The organism is Pseudomonas sp. EA_35y_Pfl2_R111 (genome assembly GCF_963970955.1).
Lineage (GTDB): Bacteria > Pseudomonadota > Gammaproteobacteria > Pseudomonadales > Pseudomonadaceae > Aquipseudomonas.
Genome location: NZ_CAXAOM010000001.1, coordinates 1,065,810 through 1,088,983, shown reverse-complemented (window position 1 = coordinate 1,088,983; position 23,174 = coordinate 1,065,810). Strand labels below are relative to the sequence as shown.

Here is a 23,174-nt window from a genome sequence, read left to right as displayed (position 1 = left end):
CCATGACCAGCAACTACCGCCATATCACCGTGCTACTCGACGAGGCTGTCGAAGGGCTCGCTGTGCGCGTCGATGGTTGCTATCTGGATGGCACCTTCGGGCGCGGCGGGCATAGCCGGCTGATCTTGGAGAAGCTCGGGCCAGATGGTCGCTTGCTAGGGTTTGATAAAGATCCCCTGGCGATTGCGACGGGGAATGCGCTGGCGGCCGAAGACGGCCGCTTTGTCGTTGTGCAGCGCAGCTTTGCCGAGCTGGGCGACGAGCTTGCGCAGCGCGCGCTGGGTGGGCAGGTCAGCGGCATTCTGCTTGATCTCGGTGTGTCGTCACCGCAGCTGGATGACGCCGAGCGCGGCTTCAGCTTTATGAACGATGGCCCGCTGGATATGCGTATGAATCCGGATGCTGGTGTCAGCGCCGCAGATTTTATCGCCAGCGCTGCCGAAGAAGACATTGCCCGGGTGTTCAAGGAGTACGGCGAAGAGCGTTTTGCCAAGCGCATGGCCCGTGCCGTAGTGCTGCGCCGCGCCGAGCAGCCGTTTACCCGCACTGCTGACCTGGCTCAGGTGCTGACCGTGGCCAATCCTGCCTGGGAAAAAGGCAAGAACCCGGCAACGCGCGCCTTCCAGGGCTTGCGCATCTATATCAACAACGAGCTGGGTGATCTGGAAAGCGGCCTTGATACAGCGCTGGAAAACCTCGCAGTGGGCGGGCGCCTGGTGGTGATCAGCTTCCACTCGCTGGAAGACCGCATCGTCAAACTCTTTATGCGCAAGCATGCCAAGGGCGAGATGGACAAGTTGCCACGCGACCTGCCGATCATCCCGAAAGCTTTCGAGCCGCGCCTGAAGTTGATCGGCAAGCCGGTATTCGCTTCAGAGGCTGAGCTTGCCGCCAATCCGCGTTCGCGCAGCGCCGTGATGCGCATTGCCGAGAAAGTGCGATGAGCGCGCCCTTCGCCAAGCCATTGCCCGGTGGCAGCCTGCTGATGCTGCTGTTGTTTGTGGCTGTACTGGTGTCTGCGGTGGGAGTTTCCTACAGCGCGCACTGGAACCGTCAGCTGCTCAATGAGCTGTATGCCGAACTGAGCGTGCGCGACAAAGCGCAGGCTGAGTGGGGCCGGCTAATTCTTGAGCAAAGCACCTGGACCGCGCATAACCGCATTGAAACCCTGGCCAGCGAACGCCTGAGCATGCGCATTCCGGATGCCGCCGAAGTGCGCATGGTGGCGCCATGATGGGGCTCGAGGGTGCACTCTACCCTTGGCGTTTCCGCCTGGTGCTGCTGCTGTTGGCACTGATGGTGGGCGCGATTGCCTGGCGCATTGTCGACCTGCAAGTGTTTGACCAGAGCTTCCTGCAGGCCCATGGCGATGCGCGCAGCGTGCGCCATATTCCTATTCCGGCGCACCGTGGCCTGATCACCGACCGCAATGGCGAACCGTTGGCCGTCAGCACACCGGTGACCACTCTGTGGGCCAACGGCAAGGAACTGCAGAGCGGCAAGGCCAAGTGGAATGAACTGGCGGCTGCATTGGGGCAGGACGCCAAGACCTTCTCTGCGCGCCTGGCTGCGGCCCACGAGCGCGAATTTATGTATCTGGTGCGCGGCCTGACGCCCGAGCAGGGCCAGCGCATTCTCGACCTGAAAGTGCCAGGCGTGTACGGCATCGAAGAGTTCCGCCGCTTCTATCCGGCTGGTGAGGTGGCCGCCCATGTAGTGGGCTTTACCGACATTGATGACCGCGGCCGCGAAGGCATGGAGCTGGCCTTCGAGGATTGGCTGGCCGGCGTGCCCGGCAAGCGTCAGGTGCTCAAGGATCGGCGCGGGCGGCTGATCAAGGACGTCCAGGTTGCACAGAATGCCAAGGCCGGTAAGACCTTGGCATTGTCGATTGACCTGCGTCTGCAATACCTGGCGCACCGCGAGCTGCGCAACGCTGTTACCGAGTTCGGTGCCAAGGCCGGCAGTCTGGTGTTGCTCGACGTGCAGACAGGTGAAGTGTTGGCCATGGTCAACCAGCCGACCTACAACCCCAACAATCGCCGCAACCTGCAGCCAGCGGCCATGCGTAACCGGGCGATGATTGATGTGTTCGAGCCAGGTTCGACCGTCAAGCCGTTCTCTATAGCCGCCGCCCTCGGTTCTGGTCGCTGGACCCCGGAAATGACCGTGGATACTGCGCCCGGCAGCCTGCGCATCGGCCGCTACACCATCCGTGACGTGTCGCGCGGCGGCGTGCTCAACCTGACCCAGATTCTGATGAAGTCGAGCAACGTAGGCATCAGTAAGGTGGCCTTCGATATTGGTGCCGAGCCGATTTACGCCGTTATGCAGCAAGTCGGCCTGGGTCAGGACACTGGCCTGAGCTTCCCTGGCGAGCGCGTCGGCAATCTGCCCAACTACCGCGTCTGGAAGCAGGCCGAGACCGCCACTCTGGCTTATGGCTACGGCCTTTCGGTGACCGCGGTGCAACTGGCGCACGCCTACTCGGTGCTGGCCAACGACGGCAAGAACGTGAACCTGTCCATGGTACGCCGGGACCGTCAGCCGGTTACGACCCAGGTGATCGATGAGCAGATCGCCAAGACTGTGCTCGGCATGCTTCAGTCCGTCGTTGAAGAGCCGGGCGGCGGCGGTGCGCGAGCCAAGGTTCCGGGCTACCACGTCGGCGGCAAAAGCGGTACCGCACGTAAAGCCGCCGTCGGCAGCAAGGGTTATGTCGACAAAGCCTACCGCTCGTTCTTCGCTGGCGTTGCCCCTATCGATAACCCACGCATCGCGGCGGTCATCATGATCGATGAGCCAGGTGAGGGCGGTTACTACGGCGGTCTGGTCGCGGCGCCGGTGTTTGGCAAGGTTATGGCTGGTGCGCTGCGGCTGATGAACGTCGCCCCGGATAACCTGCCGGAGCCCGAGCCAGTCAAGGTTGAAACCGCAGCCGTTGATCCTCTTAAAGGAGGGCGCATCTGATGCCTATGCCCCTTAATCAGTTGCTGCCGGAAGCCGCCAGCTCCACCCTGATTCGTGAATTGACCCTGGATAGCCGCAAGGTACGCCCGGGCGACCTGTTTCTTGCCGTGCCGGGCACCCAGCAGGACGGTCGCGTGCATATCGCTGATGCGGTTGCCCGTGGCGCCACTGCCGTGGCCTATGAAGCCGAAGGCGCTGCGGTCATGACTGCGCAAAGCGCTGAGCTGGTTGCTCTGAAAGGCCTGGCCAATCAGCTGTCGGCGATTGCCGGGCGCTTCTATGGCGAGCCAAGCCGTGGTCTGCATCTGATCGGCATCACCGGCACCAACGGCAAAACCAGCGTCAGCCAGTTGCTGGCTCAGGCGCTGGATCTGCTTGGCGAACGCTGCGGCATTGTTGGCACTCTGGGTAATGGCTTCTACGGCGCGCTGGAGCAAGGCCGCCACACCACGCCTGATCCAATCGGCGTGCAGGCGACCCTGGCCGATATGAAAAACGCCGGTGCTCGCGCCGTGGCCATGGAAGTCTCGTCCCACGGTCTGCATCAGGGCCGTGTTGCTGCCTTGGCGTTTGATGTGGCGGTGCTGACCAACCTATCGCGCGACCATCTGGATTACCACGGTTCGATGCAGGCTTACGCCGAGGCGAAAGCCGCGCTGTTCGCCTGGTCGGGCCTGCGTTGCCGTGTGCTCAATCTGGACGACGCCTTTGGTCGAGAGCTGGCCGCTGCCGAGCACGAGTCGCGGCTGATCAGCTACAGCCTGATCGACGCCGACGCCTACCTGTATTGCCGTAATACGCAGTTCGACGAGCAGGGCGTGCGCGCCACGCTGGTGACGCCGCGCGGTGAAGGTAGCCTGCGCAGCTCTTTGCTCGGCCGCTTCAACCTGAGCAACCTGCTGGCTGTGGTCGGTGCGCTGCTCGGACTGGATTACCCGCTGGATGAAATTCTCAAGGTGCTGCCACAGTTGCAGGGCCCCATTGGCCGTATGCAGCGTCTGGGCGGCAACATTTCGGGACGAGCCAAGCAGCCGCTGGTGGTGGTGGATTACGCACACACACCGGATGCCTTGGAAAAAGTTCTCGAAGCCCTGCGTCCGCATGTTAAAGGCCGCCTGCTGTGCCTGTTCGGCTGCGGCGGTGATCGTGACAGCGGCAAGCGTCCGCTGATGGCGGCGGTGGTCGAGCGTCTGGCCGATGCTGTGTTGGTGACTGATGACAACCCGCGCACCGAAGCGCCCGCACAGATTTTCAGTGATATTCGCACCGGCTTTGCCGCGCCAGAAGCCGTGCAGTTTGTCCATGGCCGTGGCCAGGCGATTGCCCAGCTGATTGCCGCTGCCAGTGCCGATGACGTGCTGGTGCTGGCCGGCAAAGGCCATGAGGACTATCAGGAAATCAACGGCGTGCGTCAGCCGTTCTCCGATCTGGTCGAAGCGGCCAACGCTTTGGCCGCATGGGAGGTGGCGCATGCTTAAGGCGCTGCGGTTGAGCGAAGTGGCTGCACCATTGGCTGCCCGGGTGATCGGTGCGGACGTGGCATTTAGCGCCGTCAGCAGCGACAGCCGGGCGATTCAGCCGGGCCAGCTGTTTGTCGCCCTGGCCGGCCCGCGCTTCGATGGTCATGACTACCTGGCTGAAGTCGCAAGCAAAGGCGCAGTGGCCGCTTTGGTTGAGCGTGAAGTCCTTGGTGCGCCATTGCCGCAACTGCTGGTCGCCGATACCCGTTTGGCCCTCGGCCAATTGGGCGCGCTCAATCGTCAGGCGTTCAACGCGCCGCTGGTGGCGATTACCGGTTCCAGCGGCAAGACCACCGTGAAAGAAATGCTCGCCAGTATCCTGCGTGAAGGCCTGCAAGGCCCGGTGCTGGCGACTCGTGGCAACCTGAATAACGACCTCGGCGCGCCGTTGACCTTGCTGGAACTTGCCCCTGAGCATGTCGCCGCAGTGATCGAGCTGGGCGCTAACCATGTGGGCGAAATCGCCTACACCGTCGGCCTGACCCAGCCGCAGGTGGCCATCATCAACAATGCCGGTAACGCCCATGTCGGTGAGTTCGGCGGCCCGGAAAAGATTGTCCAGGCCAAAGGCGAAATCCTCGAAGGCCTGAGCGGCAGCGGCGTGGCCGTGCTCAACCGCGATGACAGTGCTTTTGCCATCTGGCAGCAACGCGCCCAGGGCCGTGCAATCAGCAGCTTCGCTCTGCGTAATTCAGCGGCTGACGTTTATGCCAGCGAGCTGGCCCGTGACGCCCGTGGCTGCTCGGCCTTTACCCTGCACTGCGCCAGCGGTCAGGCACGTATTCAGCTCAACCTGCTCGGCGAACACAATGTAGCCAATGCCCTGGCCGCTGCTGCTGCTGCCCTGGCGCTGGGCCTTGCCCCTGCGGCGATCAAGGCTGGGCTGGAAAGCCTGCAGCCGGTCAAAGGCCGCGCCGTTGCGCAGATTGCGCCGAACGGTTTGCGGGTGATCGACGACAGCTACAACGCCAACCCGGCATCTGTCTGCGCCGCCATCGATATCCTCGCCGGTTTCCCTGGCCGCAGGGTGTTGGTGCTGGGCGATATCGGCGAGCTGGGCGAGTGGGCCGAGCAGGGCCATCGCCAGGTCGGCAGCTATGCCTTGGGTAAGGTTGATGCGTTGTATGCCGTCGGCCCACAGATGGCTCACGCAGTGGCCGAGTTTGGCGCGGCGGCTCGGCATTTTGCCGACCAGGCCAGCCTGATTGCTGCGCTGCTTTTAGAACAAAGCGCCGAGCAGGGCGACACCACCCTTCTAATTAAAGGTTCACGCAGTGCGGCGATGGAAAAAGTCGTCGCGGCGCTGTGTGGCACATCCGGGGAGATTCACTAATGCTGCTGCTGCTGGCGGAATACCTGCAACAGTTCCACAAGGGTTTCGCAGTGTTTCAGTACCTAACACTGCGCGGCATCCTCGGCGTGCTGACGGCGCTGGCCCTGTCGCTGTGGCTCGGCCCATGGATGATCCGCACCCTGCAGATTCGCCAGATCGGCCAGTCGGTGCGCAACGACGGCCCGCAGTCGCACCTGTCGAAGAAGGGTACGCCGACCATGGGTGGCGCGCTGATTCTCTCGGCGATTGCCGTTAGCACCCTGCTCTGGGCTGACCTGACTAATCGCTATGTCTGGGTGGTGTTGGCCGTAACCCTGCTGTTCGGGGCCATTGGCTGGGTTGATGACTACCGCAAGGTGATCGAGAAGAACTCGCGTGGCCTGCCGAGCCGCTGGAAATACTTCTGGCAGTCGGTGTTCGGCCTCGGCGCAGCGTTCTTCCTTTATACGACTGCGCAAAGCCCGGTGGAAACCACCCTGATTCTGCCGATGCTCAAGGATTTCAGCCTCGAGCTGGGCCTGGGCTTCGTGGTGCTGACCTACTTCGTCATCGTGGGCTCGAGTAACGCGGTAAACCTCACAGACGGCCTCGACGGTCTGGCCATCCTGCCTACCGTGATGGTCGGCGGTGCGCTGGGGATCTTTTGCTACTTGTCAGGCAACGTGAAGTTCGCCGAATACCTGTTTATTCCCTACGTGCCGGGCGCGGGTGAGCTGATTGTGTTCTGCGCCGCCCTAGTCGGTGCGGGCCTCGGTTTTCTCTGGTTCAACACCTACCCGGCCCAGGTGTTTATGGGCGACGTCGGTGCGCTGGCACTAGGTGCAGCCTTGGGCACCATCGCGGTGATCGTTCGCCAGGAAGTGGTGCTGTTCATCATGGGCGGCATCTTCGTGGTGGAAACCCTGTCGGTGATCATCCAGGTCGCCAGCTTCAAGCTGACCGGCAAGCGCGTGTTCCGCATGGCGCCGATCCATCACCACTTTGAACTGAAAGGCTGGCCTGAGCCACGTGTGATCGTGCGCTTCTGGATCATCACCGTGATTCTGGTGCTGATCGGCCTTGCCACCCTGAAACTGCGTTGAGGACTGAGGACTTATAACAGCATGACCCTGATCGCTTCTGACCACTTCCGCATCGTTGTCGGCCTCGGCAAGAGCGGCATGTCACTGGTTCGCTTCCTCGCGCGCCAGGGCCTGCCGTTTGCCGTGGTCGACACCCGTGCCAACCCGCCGGAGCTCGCCACCTTGCGTGAGCAGTTCCCGCAGGTTGAAGTGCGTTGTGGCGAACTGGATGTGGAGTTCCTCTGCCGCGCCAGTGAGCTGCTGGTCAGCCCGGGGCTGGCCATCGCCACCCCGGCGCTGCAGGCGGCTGCTGCACGTGGGGTCAAGTTGTCCGGTGATATCGATTTGTTCGCCCGTTATGCCAAGGCGCCGATCATTGCCATCACCGGCTCCAACGCGAAAAGCACCGTGACCACCCTGGTTGGCGAAATGGCTGCAGCGGCCGGCAAGAAGGTCGCCGTCGGTGGCAATCTCGGTACGCCGGCGCTGGACCTGCTGAATGATGAGATCGAGCTGTACGTCATGGAGCTGTCGAGCTTCCAGCTGGAAACCACCGACCAGCTCAACGCTGAAGTGGCGACCTGCCTGAACATCAGCGAAGACCATATGGATCGCTACGCCGATCTGCCGGCTTATCACCTGGCCAAGCACCGCATCTTCCGTGGCGCGCGGCAGGTGGTGGTTAACCGCGACGACGCGCTGTCGCGTCCGCTGGTGGCTGATCAACTGCCGTGCTGGTATTTCGGCCTGGGCAAGCCGGACTTCAAGCGTTTCGGCCTGCTTGAAGAAAATGGCGAGAAGTCTCTGGCTTATCAGTTCGCTGCACTGCTGCCGGTGCGTGAGCTGAAAATTCGCGGCGCACACAACCAGTCCAATGCCCTGGCGGCCTTGGCCCTTGGCCATGCCGTGGGCCTGCCGTTCGAGCCGATGTTGGCAACCCTCAAGCAGTTTGCTGGCCTGCCGCATCGCTGCCAATGGGTTGGCGAGCGTAATGCCGTGAGCTACTACGACGATTCCAAAGCCACCAACGTCGGCGCTGCCCTGGCCGCTATCGAAGGCCTGGGCGCGGATATCGCCGGCAAGCTGGTGCTGATCGCCGGTGGCGACGGCAAGGGCGCGGATTTCTCGGCGCTGAAAGCACCGGTCGGCAAGTTCTGCCGCGCCGTGGTGCTGCTGGGGCGGGATGCCGAGCTGATGGCTGACGCCCTAGGCGACGCCGCTCCGCTGATCCGGGTCAAGACCCTGGAAGAAGCCGTTCAGCGCGCCGCCGAGTTGGCTGAGGCTGGCGATGCCGTGCTGCTCTCACCGGCCTGCGCCAGCCTGGACATGTTCAAGAATTTTGAAGAGCGCGGGCGCCTGTTTGCTCAGGCCGTGGAGGGGTTGCAATGATGCTTGCCCGCCTGCTTGCCTTGCCTTCGCCGCTGCATACCCGTCGTGGTATCGATCTGGACTTCCCGCTGCTGGCCGGTTGCCTGGCGCTGCTCGGCCTGGGCCTGGTGATGATTGCCTCGGCTTCCTCGGAAGTGGCTGCGGTGCAGTCGGGTAACCCGCTGTATCACATGATTCGTCACCTGATTTATCTGACCATTGGCCTCGGCGCTGCGCTGGTGACCCTGCTGGTGCCGATGGCGCTGTGGCAGCGTTACAGCGGCATGCTGCTGCTGGCGGCGGTGGTGCTGCTGATTCTGGTACTGCTGCCGGGCATTGGTCGTGAGGTCAACGGGGCCAAACGCTGGATCGGCCTGGGCATCTTCAACCTGCAGCCGTCCGAACTGGCCAAGCTGTTTAGTGTGATGTTTATTGCCGCCTACCTGGTGCGTCGCCAGGAAGAAGTGCGCGAGAAGCTCACCGGCTTTATCAAACCGATGCTGGTGCTAGGGCCGATTGCCGCGCTGCTGCTGGCCGAGCCGGACTTCGGCGCCACCGTGGTACTGGTTGGCGCGGCCATCGCCATGCTGTTCCTCGGTGGGGTCAACCTGCTGCGCTTTATTCCGCTGGCGGCCTGCGTACTCGGCCTTGGCGTGCTGGTGATGACCAGCCAGGCCTATCGTCTGGAGCGGTTGACCAACTTCGTCGACCCCTGGGCTGATCAGTACGGCGCCGGTTACCAGCTGAGCCAGGCGCTGATCGCCTTCGGCCGTGGCGAATGGTTCGGCGTCGGCCTGGGCAACAGCGTGCAGAAGCAGTTCTACCTGCCGGAAGCACATACCGACTTCGTGTTTGCCGTGCTGGCCGAAGAGCTGGGCATGGTCGGCGCACTGATTACCGTCGCCCTGTTTGTCTTCGTCAGCGTGCGCGCTCTGTATATCGGCCTGTGGGCAGAGAAGGCCAAGCAGTTCTTCTCGGCTTATGTGGCCTACGGCCTGGCGTTTCTGTGGATCGGTCAGGTGCTGATCAATATCGGTGTGAACGTCGGCCTGTTGCCGACCAAGGGCCTGACCCTGCCATTCCTCAGCTACGGTGGCAGCTCGCTGGTGATCTGCTGCGTCAGCCTGGCGCTGTTGCTGCGCATCGAGTGGGAGCGTCGCACCCAACTGGGCAGCGAGGATGTCGACTTCAAGGAATCGGATTTCTTCGAAGGCCAGTCCGCCGAGGAGGTTCAGCATGCGCGGTAATGTGCTGATCATGGCCGGCGGCACCGGCGGGCACGTATTCCCGGCGCTGGCCTGCGCCCGCGAGTTCAAGGCGCGTGGCTACAGCGTGCATTGGTTGGGTACCCCGCGTGGTATCGAGAATGAATTGGTGCCGGCTGCCGGCCTGCCGCTGCACCTGATCGATGTCACTGGTCTGCGTGGCAAGGGCAAGCTGTCGCTGCTGAAAGCACCGTTCCAGCTGATCAAGGCGCTGTTCCAGGCACGCAAGGTGATGCGCGAGCTGCAGCCAGTATGCGTGCTGGGTATGGGCGGTTATGTCACTGGCCCCGGCGGCCTGGCCGCGCGCATGAGTGGCGCGCCGCTGATCATCCACGAGCAGAACGCCGTGGCCGGTACAGCCAACCGCAGCCTGGTGCCATTCGCCAGCCGCGTCTGCGAAGCCTTCCCGAATACCTTCGGCAACAGCGACAAGCGCCGCACCACTGGCAATCCGGTGCGTGAAGAGCTGTTCCTGGAAACCCCGCGTGATTCGCTGCGCGGCCGTCAGCCGCGTTTGCTGGTGCTGGGCGGTAGCCTGGGCGCCGAACCGCTGAATAAATTGCTACCTGAAGCCTTGGCGCTGGTGACTGCCGAGCTGCGCCCTGAAGTGTTCCATCAGGCCGGCAAGCAACATGATGCAATTGCCGCTGAACGCTATCGCGCAGTTGGCGTCGAAGCGCAGGTCGCGCCGTTTATCAAGGACATGGCGCGGGCTTACGCCTGGGCCGATCTGGTGGTGTGCCGCGCAGGCGCCTTGACCGTCAGCGAACTGGCCGCCGCTGGCCTGCCGGCCTTCCTGCTGCCGCTGCCGCATGCGATCGATGATCACCAGACCCGTAATGCCGATTATCTGGCCAGTGCCGGCGCTGCCGTACTGCTGCCACAACGTTCCACTGACGCCGCCAAGCTGGCCGCGCAGCTGACCGAGGTTTTGATGCACCCCGAACAACTCACTCAAATGGCGCAGACGGCTCGTCGTCTGGCCAAGCCCGATGCAACCTGCACCGTTGTCGATATCTGCCTGGAGGTGGCCCGTGGCTAAGTCTCCCGCCGCTGCACGTTCGGAAATCCGCCGTATGCGCCGCATTCGCCGTATCCACTTTGTCGGCATCGGTGGTGCCGGCATGTGCGGTATCGCCGAAGTGCTGCTCAATCTGGGTTATGAAGTCTCCGGTTCCGACCTCAAGGCCTCGGCCGTGACCGAGCGTCTGGAAACCTTCGGTGCGCAGATCTTTATTGGCCACCGCGCCGAGAACGCTGAACAGGCCGATGTATTGGTCGTGTCCAGTGCGGTAAACACCAGTAACCCGGAAGTCGCCACCGCCCTGGAGCGTCGCATCCCCGTGGTGCCGCGCGCCGAGATGCTCGCCGAGCTGATGCGCTACCGCCACGGCATCGCTGTCGCCGGTACCCATGGCAAGACCACCACCACCAGCCTGCTGGCCTCGGTGTTCGCCGCTGGCGGCCTGGACCCGACGTTCGTCATCGGTGGCCGGCTGAATGCAGCCGGCACCAACGCGCAGCTGGGCAGCAGCCGTTACCTGATCGCCGAAGCCGATGAGAGTGACGCCAGCTTCCTGCATCTGCAGCCGATGGTCTCGGTGGTCACCAATATCGACATGGACCACATGAGCACCTATGGCGGTGACTTCAACAAGTTGAAGAAAACCTTCATTGAGTTCCTGCATAACCTGCCGTTCTACGGTCTGGCGGTGATGTGCGTGGATGACCCGATAGTGCGTGAGATTCTCCCGCAGGTGGCCCGTCCAACCGTGACTTACGGCTTTGACGAAGGTGCTGACGTCCGTGCGATCAACGTGCGACAGCAGGGTATGCAGACCTTCTTTACCGTGCTGCGCCGTGACCGTGAGCCGCTGGATGTGTCGGTGAACATGCCGGGCAACCACAACGTCTTAAACGCTTTGGCCACCATCGCCATTGCCAGCGACGAAGGCATTAGTGATGAAGCCATCGTCCAGGGTTTGTCGCAGTTCCAGGGTGTGGGTCGACGCTTCCAGGTGTATGGCGAACTGCCGGTGGACGGCGGCAGCGTGATGTTGGTCGATGATTACGGCCACCACCCGCGCGAAGTCGCTGCGGTGATCAAGGCCGTGCGCGGTGGTTGGCCGGAGCGCCGCCTGGTGATGGTTTACCAGCCGCACCGTTTCAGCCGCACCCGCGACCTGTATGACGATTTCGTGCAGGTGCTCGGCGATGCCCAGGTGCTGTTGCTGATGGAGGTCTACCCGGCCGGCGAAGCGCCGATCCCTGGGGCTGACAGCCGCAACCTGTGCCACAGCATCCGTCAGCGTGGCCAGCTCGATCCGATCTATATCGAGCGCGGCGTGGATCTGGCGCCGATGGTTAAGCCGCTGCTGCGCGCTGGTGACATTCTTCTTTGCCAAGGTGCCGGCGACATCGGCGGCCTGGCTCCGCAACTGTTGCAAAGCCCGCTGTTCGCAACGGCTGGCAATGAGCCGGACGGCGAACTGAAAGGGGAGGCGAAATGAGTGCTGCCAGCCTGCAATCACAATTTCCGGTCAGCGCCTTTGGGCGCGTGGCCGTGCTGTTCGGCGGCAAGAGCGCCGAGCGTGAAGTCTCGCTGAAGTCCGGCAATGCCGTGCTACAGGCGCTGCTGGCTGCTGGTGTGAATGCCTTTGGTATCGATGCTGGCGATGACCTGCTGCAGCGTCTGACCGCCGAGAAAATCGACCGCGCCTTTATCGTGCTGCACGGCCGTGGTGGCGAAGACGGCTCGATGCAGGGCCTGCTCGAGTGTGCTGGCATTCCTTACACCGGTAGCGGCATCCTGGCTTCGGCCTTGGCCATGGACAAACTGCGCACCAAGCGCGTGTGGCTGAGCCTCGGCCTGCCGACACCCGCTCACGCCGCACTGGTCAGCGAAGCCGATTGCCATACGGCAGCTGCCGAGCTGGGCTTCCCATTGTTCGTTAAGCCGGCCCATGAGGGCTCGAGCATTGGCATGGCCAAGGTCAATGATGTCGATGCGCTGATTGCTGCCTGGAAGGACGCCAGCCGTTATGACTCGCAGGTGCTGGTCGAGCAGATGATCGCCGGCCCGGAATTCACCATCGCCATGTTGCGCGGTCAGGTGCTGCCGCCGATTGCGTTGGGCACGCCGCACAGCTTCTACGACTACGACGCCAAGTACCTGGCCAATGACACCCAGTACCGCATCCCGTGCGGTCTCTCGGCGGAGAAAGAAGCCGAACTGATGGACCTTACCGCCCGCGCCTGCGAAGCAGTCGGCACCCAGGGCTGGGCCCGGGCCGATGTGATGCAGGACGCCGATGGCAAGTTCTGGCTGCTGGAAGTCAACACCGTGCCGGGCATGACCGACCACAGCCTGGTGCCGATGGCGGCCCGTGCAGCCGGTCTGGATTTTCAACAACTGGTGTTGGCGATTCTTGCCGACAGCCTTGAGGCGCGGGGTTAAGTCATGACGGTCACCTTGCGTCACCAGCCAGGCTCGAACCGCGCGCCCCTGCGCGGTAAGCCTGCGCAGCGCGGCGCCAGCCGTTTGGTGGCGAAGGAGCCTATTAGCCTGCGGATGAGCCTGCCGAAAGCCCGTTTCACCGGCATGGGTAGCTGGCTGAAGCGCCTGAGCTGGCCGCTGTTGCTGCTCGCCCTGGGTTACGGCACCTATGAATTGTCGCTGCGTGCATTGCCCTATGCCGACCAGCCGATTGCGCGTATCAGCGTCGAGGGCGATCTCAGCTACATCAATCAGCAGGCCGTGCAAGAGCGCATAGCACCTTATGCCAGTGCGAGCTTTTTCAGTGTTGACCTGCTCAGCCTGCGCCGTGAGCTGGAATTGATGCCGTGGATCGCCAGCGCCCAGGTGCGCCGTGTATGGCCGGATCAATTGGTGGTGCGTTTAGAAGAACAATTGCCGATTGCCCGCTGGGGCGATGAGGCGCTGTTGAACAACCAGGGCGAGGCGTTCGCGCCACAGCAGTTGGGTGATTACCCGCATCTGCCGCAGTTGTATGGCCCCAAGCGTGCTCAGCAGCAGGTGATGCAGCAATACCAGGTACTCAGCCAGATGCTGCGGCCGATGGGTTTTTCCGTGGCGCGCCTGGAGTTGCGTGAGCGCGGCAGCTGGTTCCTCTCCACCGGGCAGGGCATCGAACTGCTGCTGGGGCGTGACCATCTGGTGGAAAAAATGCGGCGCTTCACGGCCATTTATGACAAGGCCCTGAAAGAGCAGCAAACGAATATTGCGCGGATCGATCTGCGTTATGCCAACGGCCTGGCCGTGGCATGGCGCGAGCCGGTAGCGCCCACGGCGGCACCAACCGCTGTCGTGCAGTGAATCAGGAGAAGGCAAGAGCCATGGCAAATGTGCAGAGCGGCAAGATGATCGTCGGCCTCGACATAGGTACCTCCAAGGTGGTGGCGCTGGTCGGTGAGGTGAACGCGGACGGCCAGCTGGAAATCGTCGGCATTGGCACTCATCCGTCGCGTGGCCTGAAAAAAGGCGTGGTGGTGAATATCGAATCCACCGTGCAGTCGATTCAGCGCGCGGTCGAAGAAGCCCAGTTGATGGCCGGCTGCCGTATTCACTCGGCCTTCGTCGGCGTGGCCGGCAACCATATCCGCAGCCTCAACAGCCACGGTATCGTCGCTATTCGTGATCGCGAAGTGAGCCCTGCGGACCTGGAGCGTGTACTCGACGCCGCCCAGGCCGTGGCCATTCCGGCGGATCAGCGCGTGCTGCACACCCTGCCTCAGGACTATGTGATCGATAACCAGGAAGGCGTGCGTGAGCCGCTGGGCATGTCCGGCGTGCGTTTGGAAGCCAAAGTGCACGTCGTCACCTGCGCGGTAAATGCCGCGCAGAACATCGAGAAGTGTGTGCGCCGCTGCGGTCTGGAAGTCGACGACATCATCCTCGAGCAGTTGGCCTCGGCCTATGCGGTGCTGACCGACGACGAGAAAGAGCTGGGCGTGTGCCTGGTCGACATTGGTGGTGGCACCACCGACATTTGCATCTTCACCGAGGGCGCGATTCGTCACACCGCGGTGATCCCGATTGCTGGCGATCAAGTGACCAACGACATCGCCATGGCCCTGCGTACGCCGACCCAGTACGCCGAAGAAATCAAGATCCGCTACGCCTGCGCGCTGGCCAAGCTGGCCGGTGCCGGCGAGACCATCAAGGTTCCGAGTGTTGGCGATCGTCCGCCGCGCGACCTGTCGCGTCAGTCCCTGGCCGAAGTGGTCGAGCCGCGTTACGACGAGCTGTTCACTCTGATCCAGGCCGAGCTGCGTCGCAGCGGCTACGAAGACCTGATCCCGGCGGGCATCGTCCTCACCGGCGGTACGGCGAAGATGGAAGGCGCGGTGGAGCTGGCCGAAGAGATTTTCCATATGCCGGTGCGCCTGGGTATGCCCCAGGGCGTCAAGGGCCTGGCTGATGTGGTGCGTAACCCGATTTATTCCACAGGCGTGGGCCTGTTGCTGTACGGACTGCAGAAGCAGGCCGACGGCATCTCAATGTCCGCGCTTGGCAGCTACAACGATGAACCCAAACAACCTGTGCTGGAACGGCTGAAGCGCTGGGTCCAGGGCAATTTCTGATTTTGCAGTAGGCGTTACAACTAGAAAGTAAAGGAGAGGGAAAATGTTTGAACTCGTAGACAGCGCACCAGCAAGTGCAGTCATCAAGGTCATTGGCGTGGGCGGCGGCGGCGGTAATGCGGTCAACCACATGGCGAAAAACAACATTGAAGGCGTCGAATTCATCTGCGCCAACACAGATGCTCAGGCACTGAAAAACATCGGCGCACGTACCGTGCTGCAACTGGGCACTGCGGTGACCAAGGGCCTTGGTGCAGGCGCCAATCCGGAAGTCGGCCGTCAGGCGGCCATGGAAGACCGCGAGCGTATCGCTGAAGTGCTGCAAGGCACTGATATGGTCTTTATCACCACCGGCATGGGCGGCGGTACCGGTACTGGTGCTGCGCCTGTTATCGCTCAAGTGGCCAAGGAAATGGGCATCCTCACCGTTGCGGTGGTGACCCGTCCGTTCCCGTTCGAAGGCAAGAAGCGCATGCTGATCGCCGAAGAAGGTATCCGCGCGCTGTCGGAAAGCGTTGACTCGCTGATCACCATTCCGAACGAAAAATTGCTGACCATCCTCGGAAAGGACGCCAGTCTCTTGTCGGCTTTCGCCAAGGCTGACGATGTACTGGCCGGTGCCGTGCGCGGTATCTCCGACATCATCAAGCGTCCGGGCATGATCAACGTCGACTTCGCCGACGTGAAAACCGTGATGAGCGAAATGGGCATGGCGATGATGGGCACTGGCTGCGCCAGCGGTCCTAACCGCGCACGTGAAGCCACCGAAGCGGCAATCCGTAATCCTCTGCTGGAAGACGTCAACCTGCAAGGCGCGCGCGGCATCCTGGTGAACATCACTGCCGGTCCTGACCTGTCCCTGGGTGAGTACTCTGACGTGGGTAACATCATCGAGCAGTTCGCCTCCGAACACGCCACCGTTAAGGTTGGCACCGTGATCGATCCGGACATGCGCGACGAGCTGCACGTGACTGTAGTTGCCACTGGTCTGGGTGCGCGTATCGAGAAGCCGGTTAAGGTTATCGACAACACCGTGCAGGTTTCTACTAACACTGTAAGTGGCTCGAACAGTGCGCCAGCCCCGGCCCGTGCCGAGCAGAGTGTTAACTATAAGGACTACGAGCGCCCAACCGTCCAGCGTCAAAGCCACGGCGGCGCTGCTACTGCCGCTAAGCTGAACCCGCAGGACGACTTGGATTATCTGGATATTCCAGCCTTCTTGCGTCGTCAGGCCGATTGATGAAATGTATCAGGAGCATTGGGGCGATTGGTGTTCAGCAAAGGCCGGTTCTGCTATTATCGCCGGCCATTGTTGAAAACAATTCGCAACTAGCGCTATAGCGGCCAAAGCCATGATCAGACAACGCACCCTGAAGAACATTATCCGCGCCACTGGCGTCGGCCTGCATTCCGGGGAAAAGGTATACCTGACCCTGAAGCCGGCTCCCGTGGACACCGGTATTGTGTTCCGTCGTACCGACTTGGACCCTGTCGTGGAAATTCCCGCGCGTGCAGGCAATGTCGGTGAAACCACCATGTCGACCACATTGGTCAATGGTGATGTCAAGGTGGATACGGTAGAGCACCTGCTTTCGGCCATGGCTGGCCTGGGCATCGATAACGCCTACGTCGAGCTCTCCGCGTCCGAAGTACCGATCATGGATGGCAGTGCGGGTCCCTTTGTATTCCTGATTCAATCTGCTGGTTTGCAAGAGCAGGACGCCCATAAGCAGTTCATCCGCATCCTTCGTGAAGTGACAGTTGAAGAGGGCGACAAGCGCGCCACCTTCGTGCCTTTCGAAGGGTTCAAGGTGACCTTCGAGATCGATTTCGATCATCCGGTGTTCCGCAATCGCACCCAGTCGGCCAGCGTGGACTTCTCCAGCACCTCGTTTGTGAAAGAAGTCAGTCGCGCTCGCACCTTCGGTTTTATGCGTGATATCGAGTTCCTGCGTTCACAGAACCTGGCGCTCGGCGGCAGCGTAGATAACGCCATCGTGGTAGATGAGTTCCGCGTGTTGAACGAAGACGGCCTGCGTTACGAGGACGAGTTCGTCAAACACAAGATTCTCGATGCGATCGGTGATCTCTACCTGCTGGGTAACAGCCTGATTGGCGAGTTCAAGGGTTTCAAATCGGGGCATGCGCTGAACAATCGCCTGCTGCGCACCCTGATCGAGCAGCCTGATGCATGGGAAGTCGTCACCTTTGATGATCCCAACACTGCGCCAATCTCATACATGCGCCCGGTTGCGGCCGTGTAACGCAATACCCTCCTTACTTTGCTTTTCGAGGCCACCTTCGGGTGGCCTCTTTTTATCTGCGAGTAATTGGGTGATGTATTTATTCGCTGGGTTTGCCGTGCTTGGCCAGGCGCTCCAGCGCGGCGCGCAGTTTGGGATCGCTGATGCCGTCGGCGGTGGCCTGAATGTTTTCCGCAGCGCTGCTGGATAGGCAAATTGTGCGACTTGGTGCATGCCTTTCAGCAGTCGGAGGTTGCACCTTGAACAGGATCTTCGTTAAGGTCGCGAATTCTTCGAGTGCCTGCAGCTGTTTCAACAAGCGTTTTTGTTGATAGCGCAGGCGCGTGGCCCAGTGGCCATCGGTAATTATCAGCAGCAGGCAGCCCTCGCGCCACGACGCTACATGGCAGTGTTCGCGAGCGGCGGGCTGCAGCTGGCTTTCCAGCAGGTGCTGTAGGCGATCAATGCGCTGCGCTTGATTGAACAGTGCCTTCAGGGGTTTCGCTTCGCGCAACAGTGCGGCGGGAGCCCGGGCTGGCAAAGGACGAAAAGTCATGGCAGGACGCCTGAAAAAGTGAAGCCGCCATGGTAGCAGAATCGCTGCTGCCGACTGGCGGTTCACCACTAGGGGAACGCCTTGCACATCATTCTACTTAGTCGGCATCACGGTGCCGCACGCTCGCTCAGCCTGGATCTCCGCTGGTTAATGTTGGCGTTACTGCTGGCGCTCGGCGCGTCGTTGGCCGGTGGTGTGGCCGTTGGCGCCTGGTGGGCGCCGGCGACAGTTGAGGTGCATGACGACACCCAGCTCAACTTGGCTATGGATCAGCAGCGCGCCGAGGTCGGTGAGGTGCGCCGTAATGCACAGCGTCAGCTGGATGCTTTTGCCGTGCATGTGGCCGAATTGCAGGCGCGCCTGACCCGCCTGGATGCGCTGGGTGCACGCCTGACCGAGCTGGCAGATTTGGATGCCAGTGAGTTTGATTTCTCTCTTAATGTCGGTCAGGGCGGTGCTGAAGATGCGCTGGGTGATGCCGCGTATGCGCCGCCGCCGTTTATGGATGAGCTTGATCGCCTGAGCCTACGTCTGGATAGTCGCGAGCAACTGCTTGAGGTGCTGGAGCAACTGATCGGTGAGCGTCAGTTGAGCGAGGCTGAATACCTGTCCGGCATGCCGGTGCGCCATGGCTACATGTCCTCGCCATTCGGCCGCCGCGTGCACCCGTTGACCGGGCGCAATACCCAACATAAAGGTGTCGATTTTGCCGCCAAGCCGGGCAGTGATGTGGTTGCCGTCGCGGCTGGCGTGGTGAGCTTCTCCGGGGTCAAGTCGGGTTATGGGCATACCGTAGGCATCAGTCATGCGGATGGCTATACCACGCTTTATGCGCATAATCAGAGCAATCTGGTGCAGATCGGTGATCTGGTGCAGCGCGGGCAGACCATTGCCAAGGTCGGTCGTAGTGGTCGCGCCAGTGGTTACCACGTGCACTTTGAAGTCACCAAGAATGGCCAGGTGGTCAATCCAGCCAGCTACATAGCCCGGGTCAACGACGTCGAATAACGCCGCTTTCCTCGTTTGCGTTTCCGGGTAGAATGCCCCCTTCGCACGCAGCCCTAAAGGCTGCATGGGTCGCTGTTCAGCCGCCCTCAATCCATACGCCTGGAAGATCCTGTCGATATGTTTGCGCCTTTGTTGAAAAAACTCTTTGGAAGCAAGAACGAGCGTGAAGTCAAACGCATGCTCAAGGCGGTACAAGCCGTCAATGCCTTCGAGGAGCAGATGCTTGCCCTTTCCGATGAGCAACTGCGTGCCAAGACGGAGGAGTTCAAAGCCCGTCTGGCCAAAGGTGAGACCCTCGATCAGCTACTGGCCGAAGCCTTTGCGGTAGCCCGTGAAGCCGGCAAGCGTGTGATGGGCATGCGCCACTTCGATGTGCAGTTGATTGGTGGTATGACCCTGCACGAAGGCAAGATCGCCGAGATGCGCACTGGTGAGGGTAAGACCCTGGTGGCGACTCTGGCGGTGTACCTCAATGCACTGTCTGGCAAAGGCGTACACGTGGTTACGGTCAACGATTACCTGGCCCGCCGCGACGCCAACTGGATGCGTCCGCTGTATGAATTCCTTGGCATGAGCGTGGGTATCGTTACCCCCTTTATGCCGCCGGAAGAGAAGCGCGAAGCCTACGCCGCCGATATCACCTACGGTACCAACAACGAATTCGGTTTCGATTACCTGCGCGACAACATGGCCTTCAGCCTGGAAGACAAATTCCAGCGTGAGCTGAATTTCGCCGTAATCGACGAAGTTGACTCCATTCTGATCGACGAAGCGCGCACCCCGCTAATCATCTCCGGCCAGGCCGAAGACAGTTCGCGTCTGTACACCGAGATCAACAAGCTGATCCCGCGCCTCAAGCTGCATGTTGAGGAAGAAGAGGGCGTGGTCACCCAGGAAGGCCACTACAAGGTCGACGAGAAGGCCCGCCAGGTCGAGCTGAACGAAGCTGGCCACCAGTTCGTGGAAGAAATGCTCACCGAGGTCGGCCTGCTGGCCGAGGGCGAGAGCCTGTATTCGGCGCACAACTTGGGTCTGCTGACCCACGTTTACTCGGGCCTGCGTGCGCACAAGCTTTTCAACCGCAACGTTGAATACATCGTGCAGAACAACCAGGTGCTGCTGATCGACGAACACACCGGCCGCACCATGCCCGGTCGTCGTCTGTCCGAAGGCCTGCACCAGGCGATCGAGGCCAAAGAAGGCCTGCCGATCCAGGCCGAAAGCCAGACCCTGGCCTCGACCACCTTCCAGAACTACTTCCGCCTCTACAACAAACTGTCCGGCATGACCGGTACGGCCGATACCGAAGCGTTCGAGTTCCACCAGATCTACGGCTTGGCGGTGATCGTGATCCCGACCAACCGTGCCCTGGCGCGTAAGGACTTCAACGATCTGGTCTACCTGACTGCGGAAGAGAAGTACGCCGCCATCGTCACCGACATCAAGGAAAGCATGGCGCTGGGCCGTCCGGTGCTGGTCGGTACGGCCACCATCGAAACCTCTGAGCACATGTCCAAGCTGCTCAATGAGGAAGGTATCGAGCACAAGGTGCTCAACGCCAAGTTCCACGAGAAGGAAGCGGAAATCATTGCCCAGGCCGGTCGTCCGGGCGCGCTGACCATTGCCACCAACATGGCGGGTCGCGGTACTGACATCCTGCTGGGCGGCAACTGGGAAGTTGAAGTTGCCAACCTGGAGAACGCCACACCTGAGCAGATCGCGCAGATCAAAGCCGATTGGCAGAAGCGCCACCAGCAGGTGATCGAGTCGGGCGGTCTGCATGTGATCGCCTCCGAGCGCCATGAATCGCGGCGTATCGACAACCAGCTGCGCGGTCGTTCCGGCCGTCAGGGTGACCCGGGTTCCAGCCGTTTCTACCTGTCGCTGGAAGACAGCTTGATGCGCATCTTCGCCTCGGATCGGGTGAAGAACTTTATGAAGGCCCTGGGCATGCAGTCCGGTGAAGCCATCGAGCACCGCATGGTCAGCAACGCCATCGAGAAGGCCCAACGTAAGGTTGAAGGGCGCAACTTCGACATGCGTAAGCAACTGCTGGAATTCGACGACGTGGCCAACGAGCAGCGCAAAGTGATCTATCACATGCGCAACACGCTGCTGGCTGCCGACAACATCGGCGAGACCATCGCCGAGTTCCGTCAGGAAGTGCTGGATAACACCATCAACGAACATATCGCGCCGCAGTCGCTACCCGAGCAGTGGGATATCGCCGGCCTGGAAGAGGCGCTGTACAGCAGCTTCAACCTGCGTCTGCCGATCCAGCAGTGGCTCGACGACGACCACAAACTGTATGAAGAAACCCTGCGCTCGCGCATTCTCGAAGAGCTGGTCAACGCCTACAACGAGAAAGAGAACGAAGCCAGCGCCGAAGCGCTACGTACCTTCGAGAAGCAGATTCTCCTGCGTGTGCTCGACGACCTGTGGAAGGACCACCTGTCGACTATGGATCACCTGCGTCACGGCATTCACCTGCGCGGCTACGCGCAGAAGAACCCGAAGCAAGAGTACAAGCGCGAGTCCTTCACCCTGTTCCAGGAGCTGCTGGATTCGATCAAGCGCGACACCATCCGCGTGCTCTCGCATGTACAGGTGCGCCGCGAAGACCCAGCCGAAGAAGAAGCCCGTCTGCGCCGCGAGGCCGATGCCTTAGCCGAGCGCATGCAGTTCCAGCACGCCGAGGCGTCGGCATTGCAGTCGCAGGCCAGTGATGAAGAGGGTGACCAGGCGGTTGCCGTAGCGCCGGTGCGTACCGAACCGAAGATTGGCCGTAATGAACCGTGCCCTTGTGGTTCCGGCAAGAAGTACAAGCATTGCCACGGTCAGGTCAACTGAGCCTGCCGTGTACCGAGGGTTGAGCCGACAGTGAAGTTGGCTATGCTTGACCCAGCTTGATTAACGCCGCGAACGGTCTGACCGCTCGCGGCGTTTTACCATCGCAATAAGTCCTACCACCTTAAGGAGCGTCTCTATGGCTGTTGGTCTTGGCCCGTTGTCTACCCTGCACCCGGTTCCAGGTTTCGAACTGGGCATCGCTTCGGCGGGCATCAAACGCCCAGGGCGCAAGGATGTGGTAGTGATGCGATGTGCCGAAGGCTCCAGCGTAGCGGGAGTGTTTACCCTCAATGCGTTCTGTGCCGCGCCGGTCATCCTGGCCAAGAAGCGTGTGCTCGGCGGTGTGCGCTACCTGCTGACCAACACCGGTAACGCCAACGCCGGTACCGGCGAGCCGGGCCTGCAGAATGCCATGCGCACCTGCGCTGCCCTGGCGCAGCTGACTGGCGTGGATGAAGGCGCCGTGCTGCCGTTCTCCACTGGGGTAATTGGTGAGCCGCTGCCGGTCGAGAAGATCGAGGGCGCACTGCAGGCGGCTCTCGACGATCTGTCCGAGAACCACTGGGCCGAAGCCGCCACCGGCATCATGACCACCGACACCCTGCCCAAGGGCGCCAGCCGCCAGTTTGTTCACGATGGCGTCACCGTCACTGTGACCGGTATCAGCAAGGGCGCCGGGATGATCAAGCCGAATATGGCGACCATGCTGGGTTATATCGCCACCGACGCCAAGGTTGCCCAGTCCGTGCTGCAGGATCTGCTGCGCGATGCGGCGAACAAGTCGTTCAACCGCATCACCATCGACGGCGATACCTCGACCAACGATTGCTGCATGCTGATCGCCACCGGCAAGGCAGCCTTGCCGGAAATCACCCAGGCCAGCGGCGACCTGTTCGCCAAACTCAAGGAAGCGGTGTTCGGCGTGTGCATGGAGGTGGCCCAGGCCATCGTGCGCGACGGCGAAGGCGCGACCAAGTTCGTCACTGTGCAGGTCAACGGCGGTGCAACCCATCAGGAATGCCTGGACGTCGGTTACGCTGTGGCCCATTCGCCATTGATCAAGACCGCGCTGTTTGCCTCTGATCCCAACTGGGGGCGCATTCTCGCCGCCGTGGGCCGTGCGGGCGTGGCGCAACTGGATGTCAGCCTGATCGACGTGTTCCTCGGCGACGTATGCATCGCCAGCCGTGGTTGCCGCGCTGCCAGCTACACCGAAGAGCAGGGCGCTGCCGTGATGGCCAAGGAAGAGATCACCATCCGCATCGAACTGGGCCGCGGTGGCTGTAGCGAGACCATCTGGACCACAGACCTGTCCCACGAGTACGTGAAGATCAACGCCGAGTACCGCACCTGATCCGCCACGCACCAGCTGTTTGACGACCCGCATTCCCGTTGT

The 23,174-nt window shown here is 61.5% G+C and carries 19 protein-coding genes; 18 read left to right on the top strand and 1 reads right to left on the bottom strand.

Annotated elements, in window-relative coordinates:
- The first annotated feature begins 2 nt into the window (after positions 1–2).
- The 15 genes from rsmH to lpxC all read left to right on the top strand — a co-directional run bounded on the left by rsmH (position 3) and on the right by lpxC (position 17,385).
- The gene (gene rsmH, locus AACY25_RS05265) at positions 3–944 is read left to right on the top strand and encodes a 16S rRNA (cytosine(1402)-N(4))-methyltransferase RsmH (protein WP_339522956.1); all 942 of its coding nucleotides are present in this window, start codon (positions 3–5) and stop codon (positions 942–944) included.
- Positions 941–1,234: a cell division protein FtsL gene (gene ftsL / locus AACY25_RS05260; protein WP_339522954.1), complete on the top strand. Its 294-nt coding sequence runs from the start codon at positions 941–943 to the stop codon at positions 1,232–1,234. Before rsmH ends, ftsL begins: the two co-directional genes overlap by 4 nt.
- Positions 1,231–2,970: a peptidoglycan D,D-transpeptidase FtsI family protein gene (locus AACY25_RS05255; RefSeq protein WP_445262115.1), complete on the top strand. Its 1,740-nt coding sequence runs from the start codon at positions 1,231–1,233 to the stop codon at positions 2,968–2,970. Before ftsL ends, AACY25_RS05255 begins: the two co-directional genes overlap by 4 nt.
- On the top strand, positions 2,970–4,448 hold the full coding sequence (locus AACY25_RS05250; RefSeq protein ID WP_339522953.1) for a UDP-N-acetylmuramoyl-L-alanyl-D-glutamate--2,6-diaminopimelate ligase: 1,479 nt from the start codon (positions 2,970–2,972) through the stop codon (positions 4,446–4,448). The genes AACY25_RS05255 and AACY25_RS05250 overlap by 1 nt, the downstream gene beginning before the upstream one ends.
- Positions 4,441–5,823: a UDP-N-acetylmuramoyl-tripeptide--D-alanyl-D-alanine ligase gene (locus AACY25_RS05245; protein WP_339522952.1), complete on the top strand. Its 1,383-nt coding sequence runs from the start codon at positions 4,441–4,443 to the stop codon at positions 5,821–5,823. Before AACY25_RS05250 ends, AACY25_RS05245 begins: the two co-directional genes overlap by 8 nt.
- A complete protein-coding gene (mraY, locus tag AACY25_RS05240; protein ID WP_339522951.1) occupies positions 5,823–6,905 on the top strand; it encodes a phospho-N-acetylmuramoyl-pentapeptide-transferase in 1,083 nt (360 codons plus the stop codon). Before AACY25_RS05245 ends, mraY begins: the two co-directional genes overlap by 1 nt.
- 21 nt (positions 6,906–6,926) lie before the next feature.
- Positions 6,927–8,273, top strand: a complete 1,347-nt coding sequence (murD, locus tag AACY25_RS05235) for a UDP-N-acetylmuramoyl-L-alanine--D-glutamate ligase (RefSeq protein ID WP_339522950.1) — start codon at positions 6,927–6,929, stop codon at positions 8,271–8,273.
- The gene (gene ftsW / locus AACY25_RS05230; protein WP_339523838.1) at positions 8,273–9,499 is read left to right on the top strand and encodes a putative lipid II flippase FtsW; all 1,227 of its coding nucleotides are present in this window, start codon (positions 8,273–8,275) and stop codon (positions 9,497–9,499) included. The genes murD and ftsW overlap by 1 nt, the downstream gene beginning before the upstream one ends.
- Positions 9,489–10,559, top strand: a complete 1,071-nt coding sequence (murG, locus tag AACY25_RS05225) for an undecaprenyldiphospho-muramoylpentapeptide beta-N-acetylglucosaminyltransferase (RefSeq protein ID WP_339522949.1) — start codon at positions 9,489–9,491, stop codon at positions 10,557–10,559. Before ftsW ends, murG begins: the two co-directional genes overlap by 11 nt.
- A 34-nt stretch (positions 10,560–10,593) precedes the next feature.
- Positions 10,594–12,027 carry a UDP-N-acetylmuramate--L-alanine ligase gene (gene murC / locus AACY25_RS05220; protein WP_339523837.1) on the top strand — a complete coding sequence of 478 codons (1,434 nt, stop codon included), beginning with the start codon at positions 10,594–10,596 and terminating at the stop codon, positions 12,025–12,027.
- A complete protein-coding gene (locus AACY25_RS05215; RefSeq protein WP_339522947.1) occupies positions 12,024–12,974 on the top strand; it encodes a D-alanine--D-alanine ligase in 951 nt (316 codons plus the stop codon). The genes murC and AACY25_RS05215 overlap by 4 nt, the downstream gene beginning before the upstream one ends.
- Positions 12,975–12,977: 3 nt before the next feature.
- Positions 12,978–13,853, top strand: a complete 876-nt coding sequence (locus AACY25_RS05210) for a cell division protein FtsQ/DivIB (protein ID WP_339522946.1) — start codon at positions 12,978–12,980, stop codon at positions 13,851–13,853.
- Positions 13,854–13,873: 20 nt separating this feature from the next.
- Entirely contained in the window at positions 13,874–15,121 is a 1,248-nt protein-coding gene (ftsA, locus tag AACY25_RS05205; protein ID WP_339522945.1) for a cell division protein FtsA, read from the top strand.
- Between the two features lie 43 nt (positions 15,122–15,164).
- Positions 15,165–16,361, top strand: coding sequence for a cell division protein FtsZ (gene ftsZ / locus AACY25_RS05200; RefSeq protein WP_170048422.1), 1,197 nt, complete (start codon positions 15,165–15,167; stop codon positions 16,359–16,361).
- Between the two features lie 112 nt (positions 16,362–16,473).
- The gene (gene lpxC, locus AACY25_RS05195) at positions 16,474–17,385 is read left to right on the top strand and encodes a UDP-3-O-acyl-N-acetylglucosamine deacetylase (protein WP_090249100.1); all 912 of its coding nucleotides are present in this window, start codon (positions 16,474–16,476) and stop codon (positions 17,383–17,385) included.
- Between the two features lie 79 nt (positions 17,386–17,464).
- Here the strand turns inward: lpxC and AACY25_RS05190 are convergent, their stop codons facing one another.
- Positions 17,465–17,920 (bottom strand): DUF721 domain-containing protein, encoded by a 456-nt coding sequence (locus AACY25_RS05190; protein ID WP_170048421.1) that lies wholly within the window; start codon positions 17,918–17,920, stop codon positions 17,465–17,467.
- A gap of 81 nt (positions 17,921–18,001) precedes the next feature.
- Here AACY25_RS05190 and AACY25_RS05185 point away from each other — a divergent pair, with 81 nt between their 5' ends.
- The 3 genes from AACY25_RS05185 (at position 18,002) to argJ (ending at position 23,132) form a co-directional block, all read left to right on the top strand.
- Positions 18,002–18,928 (top strand): M23 family metallopeptidase, encoded by a 927-nt coding sequence (locus tag AACY25_RS05185; RefSeq protein ID WP_339522942.1) that lies wholly within the window; start codon positions 18,002–18,004, stop codon positions 18,926–18,928.
- Between the two features lie 117 nt (positions 18,929–19,045).
- Entirely contained in the window at positions 19,046–21,778 is a 2,733-nt protein-coding gene (gene secA, locus AACY25_RS05180) for a preprotein translocase subunit SecA (protein WP_339522940.1), read from the top strand.
- 136 nt (positions 21,779–21,914) lie between these two features.
- Complete coding sequence (gene argJ / locus AACY25_RS05175) at positions 21,915–23,132, top strand: bifunctional glutamate N-acetyltransferase/amino-acid acetyltransferase ArgJ (protein WP_339522938.1); 1,218 nt, start codon at positions 21,915–21,917, stop codon at positions 23,130–23,132.
- Positions 23,133–23,174 lie beyond the last annotated feature (42 nt).